This window comes from Nocardia sp. NPDC003693 (genome assembly GCF_053981095.1).
In genome coordinates, this window is the sequence record NZ_JBSFNO010000023.1 from 61,502 (window position 1) to 74,306 (window position 12,805).

11 protein-coding genes are annotated in these 12,805 nt (G+C 68.4%); 7 read left to right on the forward strand and 4 right to left on the reverse strand.

What is annotated here, in order from left to right; translation table 11 throughout:
- Positions 1-106: 106 nt before the first annotated feature.
- Positions 107-1,246, reverse strand: a complete 1,140-nt coding sequence (locus tag ACWDOP_RS24070) for a citrate synthase 2 (protein ID WP_456346866.1) — start codon at positions 1,244-1,246, stop codon at positions 107-109.
- A gap of 101 nt (positions 1,247-1,347) precedes the next feature.
- Between ACWDOP_RS24070 and pdxH the strand changes: the two genes are divergently transcribed.
- From pdxH to ACWDOP_RS24090, 4 genes are all read left to right on the forward strand, one after another.
- Complete coding sequence (gene pdxH, locus ACWDOP_RS24075; RefSeq protein WP_456346867.1) at positions 1,348-2,073, forward strand: pyridoxamine 5'-phosphate oxidase; 726 nt, start codon at positions 1,348-1,350, stop codon at positions 2,071-2,073.
- A gap of 253 nt (positions 2,074-2,326) precedes the next feature.
- The gene (locus tag ACWDOP_RS24080) at positions 2,327-3,610 is read left to right on the forward strand and encodes an MFS transporter (protein ID WP_456346868.1); all 1,284 of its coding nucleotides are present in this window, start codon (positions 2,327-2,329) and stop codon (positions 3,608-3,610) included.
- A 296-nt stretch (positions 3,611-3,906) separates the two neighbouring features.
- Positions 3,907-5,220 (forward strand): citrate synthase, encoded by a 1,314-nt coding sequence (locus ACWDOP_RS24085; RefSeq protein ID WP_454205717.1) that lies wholly within the window; start codon positions 3,907-3,909, stop codon positions 5,218-5,220.
- A 230-nt stretch (positions 5,221-5,450) separates the two neighbouring features.
- Positions 5,451-6,650 (forward strand): GNAT family N-acetyltransferase, encoded by a 1,200-nt coding sequence (locus ACWDOP_RS24090; RefSeq protein ID WP_456346869.1) that lies wholly within the window; start codon positions 5,451-5,453, stop codon positions 6,648-6,650.
- 86 nt (positions 6,651-6,736) lie between these two features.
- Here the strand turns inward: ACWDOP_RS24090 and ACWDOP_RS24095 are convergent, their stop codons facing one another.
- Positions 6,737-8,422: a hypothetical protein gene (locus tag ACWDOP_RS24095; RefSeq protein WP_456346870.1), complete on the reverse strand. Its 1,686-nt coding sequence runs from the start codon at positions 8,420-8,422 to the stop codon at positions 6,737-6,739.
- Positions 8,423-8,640: 218 nt separating this feature from the next.
- Here ACWDOP_RS24095 and ACWDOP_RS24100 point away from each other — a divergent pair, with 218 nt between their 5' ends.
- The gene (locus tag ACWDOP_RS24100) at positions 8,641-9,039 is read left to right on the forward strand and encodes a YccF domain-containing protein (RefSeq protein ID WP_454205722.1); all 399 of its coding nucleotides are present in this window, start codon (positions 8,641-8,643) and stop codon (positions 9,037-9,039) included.
- Positions 9,040-9,093: 54 nt separating this feature from the next.
- On the opposite strand, the gene ACWDOP_RS24105 is transcribed toward ACWDOP_RS24100, so the two are convergent.
- Positions 9,094-9,531, reverse strand: coding sequence for a MarR family winged helix-turn-helix transcriptional regulator (locus ACWDOP_RS24105; RefSeq protein WP_454205724.1), 438 nt, complete (start codon positions 9,529-9,531; stop codon positions 9,094-9,096).
- Between the two features lie 191 nt (positions 9,532-9,722).
- Here ACWDOP_RS24105 and ACWDOP_RS24110 point away from each other — a divergent pair, with 191 nt between their 5' ends.
- A complete protein-coding gene (locus ACWDOP_RS24110) occupies positions 9,723-9,977 on the forward strand; it encodes a DUF2530 domain-containing protein (RefSeq protein WP_454205726.1) in 255 nt (84 codons plus the stop codon).
- On the opposite strand, the gene ACWDOP_RS24115 is transcribed toward ACWDOP_RS24110, so the two are convergent.
- Positions 9,974-12,061, reverse strand: coding sequence for a neutral/alkaline ceramidase (locus tag ACWDOP_RS24115; RefSeq protein WP_456346871.1), 2,088 nt, complete (start codon positions 12,059-12,061; stop codon positions 9,974-9,976). The genes ACWDOP_RS24110 and ACWDOP_RS24115 overlap by 4 nt on opposite strands.
- A 126-nt stretch (positions 12,062-12,187) precedes the next feature.
- On the opposite strand from ACWDOP_RS24115, the gene ACWDOP_RS24120 reads away from it, so the two are divergent.
- A complete protein-coding gene (locus tag ACWDOP_RS24120) occupies positions 12,188-12,802 on the forward strand; it encodes a TetR/AcrR family transcriptional regulator (protein WP_354984436.1) in 615 nt (204 codons plus the stop codon).
- The last annotated feature ends 3 nt before the right edge of the window (positions 12,803-12,805 follow it).

Genomic DNA, 12,805 nt, shown 5'->3' on the forward strand with positions numbered 1-12,805 from the left:
AATTTCGCTGCGAGCCACGACTTGTATTGGGAGAACGCTGCTTACGAGAACTCCGGCCGGTCCCGCCCGGCGCCACCCGGGGCCGGGTGACGCTCGCGCGCGGACATCACTTGCGGACGACGGTCTCCCAGCCGACCACGGTCTCGGGCAGGCGCGGGGCCGGGCCGGTGTAGATGGCGGCCGGGCGGACCAGCTTGCCGAGCTTCTTCTGCTCCAGGATGTGCGCGCACCAGCCCGCGGTGCGGCCGCAGGTGAACATGGCGGGCATCATGTGCGCCGGCACCTCGGCGAAGTCCAGGATGACCGCGGCCCAGAACTCGACGTTGGTCTCGATGGCGCGATCGGGACGGCGCTCACGCAGTTCGGCCAGGGCGGCCTGCTCCAGCGCGGCGGCGACCTCGAAGCGCGGGGCGTCCAGGCGCTGGGCGGTGGCGCGCAGCACGCGGGCACGCGGGTCCTCGGCCCGGTAGACCCGGTGCCCGAAGCCCATGAGCTTCTCCTTGCGGTCCAGGATGCCCTTGACCAGTGCCCGGGCGTCGCCCGACTGCTCGACGGCCTCGATCATCGGGAGCACGCGGGCCGGGGCGCCGCCGTGCAGCGGGCCCGACATGGCGCCGATGGCGCCGGACAGCGAGGCGGCCACGTCGGCGCCGGTGGAGGCGATGACGCGGGCGGTGAAGGTGGAGGCGTTCATGCCGTGCTCGGCGGCCGATACCCAGTAGGCGTCGATGGCCTCGGTGTGCTTGGGGTCCGGGTCACCCTTCCAGCGGGTCATGAAGCGCTCGGTGATGGTGGTGCACTCGTCGATCTGCTTCTGCGGCACGGCCGGCTGGTAGATGCCGCGCGCGGACTGCGCGACGTACGACAGCGCCATGACCGAGGCGCGCGCGAGGTTGTCGCGGGCGGTCTCGTCGTCGATGTCCAGCAGCGGCTGGTAGCCCCAGATGGGAGCGAGCATGGCCAGACCGGCCTGCACGTCGACGCGGACGTCGCCGGTGTGGATCGGCAGCGGGAAGGGCTCGGCGGGCGGGAGGCCGTGACCGAACTCGCCGTCGACCAGGAGCGACCACACGTCACCGAAGGTGACCCGGTTCGCGACCAGGTCCTCGATGTCGACGCCGCGGTAGCGCAGCGCGCCGCCATCCTTGTCCGGTTCGGCGATGTCGGTGGTGAACGCCACCACGCCTTCGAGGCCGCTGACGAAATCAGCGGGGATGACAGGGCTGGCCGCAGCGCTGGCAGTCATGTTGTGACTCTCCTTGCAAAGTCGGGTCACCCGATCGCTGGGCGACCACGCCGATCCCCTAGACCTTAACGCGAGGATTACTCGGGAGTAACGTCTGGCCCATGCCCGACCAGGAGAATTACGCCACTCCCGACCTCGATCTCTCGGCCCTGCGGGTGGAGTACGGGGTGGACGCCGGGGACAATCATCCGGGCCCGGAAACCGACCTCGACGAGAGCTGGCTCGCGCACGGCTGGGAACCGTTGCTGCGCAATTGGATCGAGCACGCGACGGGGGCGGGCGTGACCGACCCCAACGCCATGGTGATCGCCACCGTCGAGCTCACCGACGCGGGTCCGCGGCCGGCGTCGCGCACCGTGCTGTGCAAGGGACTCTCGCCCGAGGGTGTGACTTTTTACACGAATTACGATTCCGCCAAGGGCCGTCAACTCATCGCGACGCCGTACGCCTCGGCCACCTTCGCCTGGCCCGCGCTGGGCAGGCAGGTGACGGTGCGCGGGCCGGTGCACCGGGTCGCGCCGGAGGTCACCGAGGTCTACTGGCGCTCGCGCCCGCGCGGATCGCAGCTGGGGGCGTGGGCTTCGGAGCAGTCCCGGACCATCGCCTCGCGCGCGGAGCTGGATCAGCGGCTGCTCGACACCGCGGCCCGATTCGAGGGCGTGGAATCGATTCCGGTGCCGCCGCGGTGGGGTGGGTTCCAGATTCGGCCGGAGTACCTGGAGTTCTGGCAGGGGCGGCGCAGCCGGATGCACAACCGACTGCGGGTCACCTTGGAGCCGGGGAACACCGACGTCGCGGCCATGAAAGTTGAGCGGCTGCAGCCCTGAACGACGGGGCGGTCGAGATGAGTGCGCCCCGGGCTGCGGACCCGGAGAACCCCGCGCCGATGCCTGCGGGCCCGGCGGCTGCGCGTCTGGGGCGGGCGGCCGGGATGCCGAACCGGTCGCCGGGGCCGTGCGACCGCATCGAAGGCGCGGTTCGACAAGGTAAAAACTCGTGGGATGAATCACGTCCAAATGATGGGATGTTTCTCCCTAAACCCCTAGCCGCCAGCGGTTTTCCGCCGCTACTCTCACGCCGGTGAAACTGCTCGCCGATATCACTCCCCTGCGCAACCCGGACTTCCGGCGGTTGTGGACCACCGGCGTGGTCACCGTCATCGGTGCGCAGCTATCGGTGGTGGCGGTACCCAAACAGCTCTACGACATCACCCACAACTCCTCGTACGTCGGCCTGGCCGGACTCTTCGGCCTGGTGCCGCTGGTGGTCTTCGGCCTCTGGGGCGGCGCGCTCGCCGATGTGATGGACCGGCGCAAGCTGCTGCTCATCACCGGCGCGGGTACCGGGCTGACCGCGCTGGCCTTCTGGGCCCAGGCCGCGGCCGAGTTGAACAACGTGTGGCTGATCCTGGGCCTGTTCTCGGTGCAGCAGGCGTTCTTCGCGGTCAATCAGCCCGCCCGCGCCGCCATCTATCCGCGGCTGCTGCCCGAAGCGCAACTGCCGGCGGCCAATTCGCTGTCCATGACCGTCATGCAGTTCGGCGCCATCGCCGGTCCGGTCATGGCGGGCATGATGATTCCGCTCAGCGGCCTGGCCACGCTGTACCTGCTCGACGCGCTCGCGTTGCTGGCGACGCTGTGGGCCACCTGGAAGCTGCCCCCGATCCCGCCGACCGGCGAGGCCCGCCGGGCCGGGCTGCGCGAGGTCGCCGACGGCTTCGTCTACCTGGCCACCCAGCGAATCCTGCTGGCCTCCTTCGCCGTCGACGTGGTCGCGATGGTCTTCGGTATGCCGCGCGCGCTGTTCCCGGAGATGGCGCAGGACAGTTTCGGCGACACCGAGAGCAGCGGGCACGCGCTGGGCCTGCTGTTCGCGGCCATGTCGGTGGGCGCGGTGCTGGGCGGGGTGTTCTCCGGCTGGCTCACCCGTATTCGCCGCCAGGGCCTGGCGGTGGTGTGGCTCATCGTGCTGTGGGGCCTGGCGATGGTCGGCTTCGGCGTCGCCGTGGGCGCGGCGGGCCACGGCCTGACGGTGACGGTCGCGCTCTGGATCGCGTTCGCCTGCCTGGCCTTCGGCGGTGCGGTCGACATGTTCTCCGCGGCCCTGCGCACCACGATGCTGCAGTCGGTGGCGACCGACGAGATGCGCGGCCGCCTCCAGGGCGTGTTCATCGTGGTAGTCGCCGGCGGCCCCCGCATCGGTGATGTTGCGCACGGTTTCGCGGCCGCCGCGGTGGGTACCGCTGCAGCGGCGGCAGGCGGCGGCGTCCTGGTGGTGATCGGCATGGTGGTCGCGGCCCTGGTCTTCCCGGCGTTCATCCGATACCGCGTGGCCCGCGCCCATTCCGAGGTTCAGGCTTCCTGACCACCGGACCGGACCTGGCAGAGCGGGGTTACGACGAGAGCAGCGTGGTTCGCGGTGACGAGCGCCGGGAGACACGCCCGGGTGCGGTGATCAGCGCGGTTGATCATGGGGAGGGGGCGGTTCATGCGGATACCACATGACCGCACCGCACCTCACGTCCGAACGAGGCGACTGTGAGGTAGTTATTGGCCACCCTCATTACTCGGGCGTACTGGACAGCGACTAGCGTTGAACCAAGCGCGTCGTCGCCATCCGCGTCCGATGCCTATGGTTTCAAGCCTGAGAGGGATCCTTCCGTGCCCGCTGAGAACATCATCAACGTCGACGCAGACGCCAAGCCGGTGTTGTCCTACCCCGGTGGCGAGTACCCGATGACCGTCACCAAGGCGGTCGAGGGCAACGACGGGATCGACCTGGGCAAGCTGCTGGCCAGCACCGGGTTCGTGACCTACGACCCCGGCTTCATGAACACCGCGGCGACCAAGTCCGCCATCACCTACATCGACGGTGAGGCCGGCATCCTGCGGTACCGCGGCTACCCGATCGAGCAGCTGGCGGGCAAGTCGACCTTCATCGAGGTCAGCTACCTGCTCATCTACGGCGAGCTGCCGACCCCGGCCCAGCTGGACGACTTCACCAACCGCATTCGCCGGCACACCCTGCTGCACGAGGACCTCAAGCGGTTCTTCGACGGCTTCCCGCGCAACGCGCACCCGATGCCGGTGCTGTCCTCGGCGGTGAACGCGCTGTCCGCGTACTACCAGGACTCGCTCGATCCCCGCGATCCCGAGCAGGTCGAGCTGTCCACCATCAGACTCCTGGCCAAGCTGCCCACCATCGCGGCCTACGCCTACAAGAAGTCGGTCGGCCAGCCGTTCCTGTACCCGGACAACTCGCTGAGCCTGGTCGAGAACTTCCTGCGCATGACCTTCGGCTTCCCGGCCGAGCCGTACGAGGTCGACCCCGAGGTCGCCGCGGCCCTGGACATGCTGCTCATCCTGCACGCCGACCACGAGCAGAACTGCTCGACTTCGACTGTGCGCCTTGTCGGTTCGTCCGACGCCAACCTGTTCACCTCCGTCTCCGGCGGCATCAACGCGCTCTGGGGCCCGCTGCACGGCGGCGCGAACCAGGCCGTGCTCGAGATGCTCGACGAGATCAAGGCGAACGGCGGCGACGTCAAGGAATTCGTCCGCAAGGTCAAGAACAAGGAAGACGGCGTGAAGCTCATGGGCTTCGGGCACCGCGTCTACCGCAACTACGACCCGCGCGCCGCGCTGGTCAAGCAGGTCGCGGACACCATCCTGGCCAAGATCGGCGGCGACGACCAGCTGCTGGACATCGCCAAGGCTCTCGAAGAGGCCGCGCTCACCGACGAGTACTTCATCGAGCGTCGCCTGTACCCGAACGTCGACTTCTACACCGGCGTCATCTACCGCGCCATGGGCTTCCCGACCCGCATGTTCACCGTGCTGTTCGCCATGGGCCGCCTGCCGGGCTGGATCGCCCACTGGCGCGAGATGCACTCCGAGCCGCTCAAGATCGGCCGCCCGCGCCAGATCTACACCGGCTACGAAGAGCGCGACTACATCGGCATCAACGAGCGGTAAAGAGCGGTAACACGCTCACGAACCCGTCCCCGGAATTCCGGGGGCGGGTTCGTCGCGTACAGCAGGCCGTCCCCGATGATCTCTGGGAACCGCCTGACCTGCGCGAGCACGACCGGCAGCGAGCGGCACAGCGGGCCGCCACCTGAGCCTCCGCGATCTTTACGGGGCACGGCCCGATTCTCAGTAAAAACCGAATGCGGACGACCCCGAATTCATGGGATGGTTCGGTCATGGCATCGAACATCATTCTGCGCTCTGCCACCGAGAACGACTTCCCCGCGATCGTGCAGCTGGCCGAGATCTGCTTCGGCATGCGCTACGACCCACCCGAGATCGAGAACATCCCCGGCATCTTCCCCATCGAACGCGCGATCGTCGCCGTCGACGACGGGCAGATCGTGGGACACACCGTGGACCGCGTCATGACGGTCACCGTGCCCGGCGAGGCCACCGTCCAGGCAGCGGGCGTCTCCTCGGTCACGGTCGCCCCCACGCACCGCCGGCGCGGCATCCTGCGCTCGCTCTACACCGAACAGCACGCGCGCACCGAGGCCGAGGGCCTGCCGCTGACCATCTTCACCGCCAGCGAGGGCACCATCTACGGCCGCTTCGGCTACGGCCCCGCCACCGCGATGAACGAGGTGTCCATCGACCGGCACCGGGCCGAATTCCGCTCCACCACACCCGATCCCGGCGGGGTGCGGCTGGCTACCGTGGACGCGTCCAAGGACCATGTGCGCGAGGTGTACGACCGCTGGCGGCGGCTGGTGCCCGGCGGGCAGGACCGCCCGGACGCCAACTGGAACATCTGGTTCGCCGACCCCGACCGCTATCGTGACGGGGCCTCGACCCTGTTCGTGCTGACCCATCCGGACGGCTACGCGCTCTACCGCCGCAAGTGGGGCGAACACGAGAACGTCACCACCGTCGCGGAATTGCGCGCGGTCACCGCCGAGGCGCACATCGCGCTGTGGCGCGTGCTGCTGAGCCTGGATCTGACCGACCGGATCGAGGCCTCGCTCACCGACGACGACCCGCTCCCCTACCTGCTGACCGATCCGCGCCTGGTGCGCGTCAAGGGCCGCTACGACGGGCTCTGGCTGCGCGTCATGGACGTTCCCACCGCGCTCACCGCACGGACCTACACCGGGAACCTGGATGTGGTGCTGGGCGTGGAGGATTCGTTCCGCGAGGCGGGCGGGACCTTCGCGCTGCGGGTGCGCGACGGGGTGGCCGAGTGCGAGCCGACCACGCGCCCGGCCGACGTCGAGCTGAGCATCGACACCCTCGGCAGCCTGTACCTGGGCGCGCACCGGGCCCGGGTCCTGGCCACCGCCAATCGGATTCAGGCCAAGGACGCCGAACGCCTGGCCGCGTTCGACCGGGCGCTGACCACCGATCGGGACGCGGAACTCGGCTGGTTCTTCTGATCCGGGTGGGGTGAAGACTCGGGACCGTACGACGGCCGGGCGGCAAAGTGACTGCCGCCCGGCCGTTTCCGTTCTCGTCTCGCCCGCTACTCGTCCGCGATCTTCGCGCGGAACGGCCCGCCGATGCTGTTGAACAGCAGATCGCCGTTGGGCAGGCCCTCGACGATCGCGTAGGCGCCGTTGCCCAGGTTGGATTGACCGAAGATGGTGCGGTGCACCGTCTCCCCGGTCTTCCAGTCCAGGCCGGTGACCTCCCAGCCGTCGGCGGTGGAGTACCCGTTCACGAAAACGACGCCCGCCGAACTCGATACCGCCGGAACCATGGAGGTGGACACCACGTCACCGCGCGTCCACGCCGAGTTCCACTTGTCCGCCGCCGGATCCCATTCGAAGCGCTGCATGCCGTGCGGCGGCGCGGCGACCGGACCGTTGGCCAGCACGTCGATGAGCCGGTCCTGGGAGCCGCCGTCGCCGATGTTCTGCACGACGAACGCGCCGTACCCGTTCACCACCACCGACTGCTCGGACTGCACGAACTCGGGCAGCGGTTCGGGCAGCCCGGCGGTGACCGCGATCTGATCGGCGATCCGGTTCGACTTCGTCCCCGCCTTCTGCTGGAAGCCGTCGGGAATCTTGTTGCGCCAGAACGCGACCAGTTTCATCTGGTTCGCGCCGTCGGTGATCACAACCAGTTCGTCCTCGCCCTCGCCGAAACCCATCAGGGTCGGCGTCGAACCGGTGCCGATCCCGAACTTCACCGCGGGCGGCTGCTCCCCGAAGTCGTAGGGCGCGGACCACGCGCCATCGCTCTCCTTCGTGGACAGCTCGCTGCCCGTCCACACCACCTTGTGCATGAACTTGTCGCTGGCGATGTAGATCCCGCCGTCCTCGTCATTGGCCATCGAGTTCGAAATGGTCTCGTCGTCGGAGAACCGCACCTGCTTCGGCTCGTTCTCCAGCGCGCGGTCGAACAGCAGCAGCCCGCGGGAGGAGGCCACGACCACGTGGCCGTCGTACGTCATGCTCACACCGACGACGTTCTCCGGGATACCCAGCGTGGTTTGCCCGGTACCGAGGAACGGTTTCAGGTCGAGGTGTTTCACGACCTCGGTGCCGTCCTCGGGCTTGTCCTTGTCCTTCAGCCCGAAGATGTAGAGCTGGGAATCGAAGGTGTTGTAGTACACGCGGTTGTCCCGGTCGACCATGCCGTAGACGCCGTTGGCGATCCGCGTCCAATCCACCTTCCACTCCTGCTGGACCGCGCTCTCGATCTGCCCGACGTCGGTGAACCGCTGGTCCAGGACCTGATCCAGCGCCTGCTCGGAGATCGGCACACTGCCCGGGGTGTCCAGCCCGGCGACCTGCCGGAAGCCGCCGTCGGAGACGTCGACGTAGCGCACGCCCTGGCTGGAGGAGATCCAGCGGTAGTTCTTCTCGGTCGAGGCCAGGGTCATGATGTTGACCGGGCCGACCGGCACCCGCGGCATGGCGGCCGGGTCGATGGTGAAGGTGCCGCGCGGGATGGGATCCGAAAAGCTGTCCGACTGGGCGGAGTCCAGGTGGGTGATGGCGTATTTGTCGGCCGCCAGGTAGGGATTGCGCGGTGCGGTGGATCCGGGCGACGCCGCGGCCGCGCCGGTGGTCGTGGTGCGATCGGAGGTCCTGGCATCGGAGGAATTGGAATCGCTCTCGTTGCCGCAGCCGCTCAGCGCGCCCGTCGCGGCCAGTGCCAGCGCTGCGGCGCCCGCACCCCACCGAGAATATTTGCTCATTCATTGCTCCTGTTCATGTGGACAGTCATGTGCACACGCCATTTGCGATAGAGCAGTCAATATTCAATGAATAGCCGAAGATTAACACCGACGCGAGGCGGCACCGGACGCCGCCGGGGCGATCCCCGGGCTTTCCGATACACCCCCGTCAGCGCCCCCACCGATAAGTCAGGGTTTTCCCGGTGGTCGGCGGCGCGGCGCGCTGGCATGCTGGAGGCGTGAAGCCGATCCAGCTGATTCTGAACATCCTGTGGCTAGTCCTGGTGGGATTCTGGATGGCGGTGGGCTACGTGATCGCCGGACTCATCTGCTGCGTGCTCATCGTGACCATCCCCTGGGGCATCGCGTCCTTCCGGATCGCGTCCTTCGTGCTGTGGCCGTTCGGCCGCGAGGCGGTGGAGAAGCCGGGCGCGGGCGTGCCGTCGATGCTCGGCAACATCGTGTGGCTCGTGGTGGCCGGCTGGTGGCTGGCGCTGGGGCACCTGTTCACCAGCATCGCGCTCGCGATCACCATCATCGGAATCCCGTTCGCCTGGGCGAATCTCAAGCTGATCCCGGTGTCGCTGTTCCCGCTCGGGCGCGAGATCGTGCCGTCCGATCGGGCCTGGGGAGCCTGAGAGCCGCCGCGCGGCAGGCGGTTTCGAGGCGGGCGCGGTACGAGCCGCGCTCGCTCACTCCGATTCGGCGACGATGGTCTTCATGATGGACACGGCCTGTTCGAGCACCGCGAGCTGATCCGGGGTCAGCCCGCCCAGCTGCTCGGTCATCCAGGCCTCCCGGGCGTGGGTCTCGTCGGCGATGAGCGCGCGTCCCTGCTCGGACAGCGACACGATGATCTGACGGCCGTCGGTCGGATGCGGATTGCGTTCCACCAGATCCATTTCCGACAGCGACGCGATGACCCGGGTCATCGACGGCGGCTGTACCCGCTCCCGGGCGGCCAGTGCGCCGGGCGTCATGGCGCCATCGCGATTGAGTGTCGCGAGCGCGGAGAGCTGAGTCAGCGAAATCTGAGCATCGGCGCGCCTCCCCCGCAGATGCCGCGTCAAGCGCACCACCGCCAGTGAGAGTTCACCAGCGAGCGCTCGAATATCGGAAGGCGTTGTCACAGAGGCAAACGATACGGGACCACCCGCGCCCGGGACGCCGGTTCGCGGGGTCCGCTCCACCCCTTCTCCCGGTGCCGGGCCTCGTTCCGCGCCGACGGGCGCTGTACCGACCGGTACCCCACCCCCGCGACCCCCGAACACCCCCGGCACCCGCCCGGCATTCGGTCCCCGAACCTTCTAGGCTGGATCCCGTGAACCAGTCCGAGCCGCCCGCGGTGCCCCAGATCCCCGCACGTTTCACCGATCCGCGCCCGGTCCTGGCCATCGGCAGCCTCGGTTTCCTGCTCGCCACCATCGCCGTCTACCTCAACGACGACTGGGCCACCGCCCGCCCGGTCTGCCTCATGGGCATGGCCGTCGGCCTGCTCGGCTACACCCTGTTCGCCATCCAGCGCCGCGGCTCGCGCCGCGGCGACAAGGGCGCCCAGCTCGGCCTGGAGGGCTAGCGCACCTCGAACTCGGCGCTGACCCCGGAGAAGGGGTGCAGGACGCCGTCGGAGGTCAGGTTGTCGGCGAAGTGCTGGAAGCGGTAGCGACCGGCGGGGGTGCCCGCGGGGATGTCCCAGGTGAAGCGGGCCACCGAGGCCGCGGCGTCGCGTTTGCTCCAGAAGAACTTGACCGGCCATTCGCCCTCGTTGGCGACGCGGGTCCAGCCGGAACCGGTGGCGCGCTGGATCTCGAGGAAGGTGCCGTTGCGGCGCGGGTTGTGCTTGGGGTGCGCTGAGACGAACTCCACCGCGGCCTGATCGCCCGGGGCGTAGGCGGCTGCGGGCTGGGTCAGGACATCACCGAAGGCCGCGCCCGTGGGGGTGGCGTCCGGACCGGGCGGTGACACCAGATTCGGCTGCATGCCCGAGACATCGCGCGGCGCCGGACCGCGCGGCACGCCCTGGCGCTGGGCGAAAGCCGTTGCCAGCCGGTGGAACTCCTGCTGGTACGCGGGCAGGGTGTAGCGGCCGTACAGCGTCGAGCCGCCCTCGTACTGCTGGGCGTCGTATTCCTCGGGGGTGGTGACGTATTCGTGGTAGGAGTTGGCGTAGCCCTGCATGAGCACCCGCTCCAGCGGCACGCCCAGGGCCTCGGCCACCGTGCGGCGCACGCGCAGCCCCGCCACGACGGTGAATTCCGCACCGGCACAGGCGAGATAGAGCTCGCCGATGCGCACCAGCTGGATCGGCACCACGCTCGGCACCCAGGCCACCGGCGGCATGAGTCCCAGCGGGGCGACGATCGCCTTGGGCGCCTGGGCGTCGGCCAGCCAGCCCGGCACCGGCGCGTTCGCGCCGCCGAGCGCGTCCACGAACGGATTGCGCACGCCCTCGGGGATCGGTACGCCGGGCAGGCCCGGGCCGTCCTCGATGCTGCCCGCGATCAGGGCGACGCCCGCGCAGGCGGGTGCGGTGTGCCGCGGCTGTCCGCTGTCGGTCCAGCGGCCGTCCACCGCGGTGTCGGCGAGGTCGATGTAGCAGAACAGGCTGCCGACCGGTCCGCCGATGGACCGCGCGGAACTCAGCGCCGACTTGCCGGCGTGGTACTGGCGCTCACCGATGATGCGGGTGTTCTCGAATTCGTTGTCCGTCGGCCCGGAGGTGGGGCTCAGATTCAGGTTCGGGGAGATGTCACCCGGATTGGTCTGCGGGAAGGCGGCCACGAAATCGGCACCGTCGAGGTAGCGCACGCCGTGCTCGGTGTGCTCGAAAGCGTACGAGGCGTAGCCCTTGTTGTCGCCGCTGATGAGCCGGTTCTTGTTGCTCATGGAGGTGTTGTGGGTGGCGAACCAGGTGATCGCGCCGACCGGGCGGCCGCCGCGGCGCAGCGAGAGCACGGTGACGTTCGGGTCGATGCCGTTGGGGAAGAACGCCTTGTCGGCCTCGGGGTTGCGATCGAAGGCGACCTTGGAGCGGTTCACGCTGGCGTCGTGCAGTTCGCCGTGACCCAGGTCGAGCTCGCCCGGGGCCAGGTCGGCGTCCGCGGCGGCGATGGCCTCCACGATCGCGGCGACCTCGATGTCGAACACCTGCTGCTGGAATCCGAGGATCGAGAGGTTGTAGGCGTAGTCGTGGGCGGCGCCGCCGCAGGTCGCGTGCGAGTGCGTGGAGGTCAGCACCACGTTCTGCTCGGTGTAGCGGTCGCCGAAGCGCTGGGCGAGGGCGAGCATGACGCCGTTGTGCACGGACTGGAAGATCATGCCGTTGTCGGCGACCACGTAGGCCACGCGCTGACCGCCGGCCTCGAAGACGAAGGCGCGCACGCGCGGGCGCAGATGGATGCCCGCGGTGTCCTGCCCGAACTGCGAGTAGCCCATCATGCCGCACTCGGCCGCGGGGCCGGTTATGTCGGAAATGCCCACTCCGACCAGGTATTCGCCGGATTCGGCGTGCGCGCGGGTCTGGGGCAGCGCGAGGTTCGCGGCCACGGCCAGCGCCGCCGCGCTCACACCCGCGCCCGCGAGCGCCGTGCGGCGCGAGATCGCCCGCGAAACCGGCCCGGTTCGATCGTCCCCGGCCGTCCCGTTGTCCGACAGCGCCATTCGCGCCTCCTCTCGTCCTGGATGCGAGCGAACCATACAACTGGACATTCGTCCAGGCGAGATTTCCGAGCACGCGAATTGACTGGGCGCTTCGCGGGCGCTTAACTCCCTGGAGTGTCCTCCCGATTGAGCGTCGAAGAACGACGGGCCCACCTTATCGAGGCAGCCATCGGCCTTGCCGAAAAAAAGGGCGTGGCAGGGGTTACCACGCGCGATGTGGCGCAGGCTGCCGGTGTTTCGCTCGGTGTGGTGCATTACTGTTTCGAAAACAAGGACCAGCTGATGACCGAGCTGGTCAAGGCGCTTTCGATGGAATTGCGAGATTCCGTCGACGCCAACGAAACGGTATGGCAAGACGTCGGAACCGGAAAAGAAGCGCTTCAAAAATTGGTGCGCGTTGCCCTGGAACTCATGTGGTTGAACATCGAAGCCACGCCGGAACGCCAACTACTCACGTACGAAACCACCACCTACGCACTTCGCGAAGGTGAACAAACTCCGGCAAAACTCGCGATTGCCCGAGAGCAGTACACGTTCAACGACTCCACGCTCGGCGATGTCATCGAGCACGCGCGCGAAGCCACCGGCACCCAGTGGAACGTTCCCGTCGGCACGCTCAGCCGGTTCGTCCTGGCCACCATCGACGGCATCGTGCTGCGCTGGCTCGTGGACAACGACAGCGCCGCTGTCCGCGAGCAGCTCGACGTCCTCGCCGGCATGGTGAGCACGCACGCTTCCTGAACC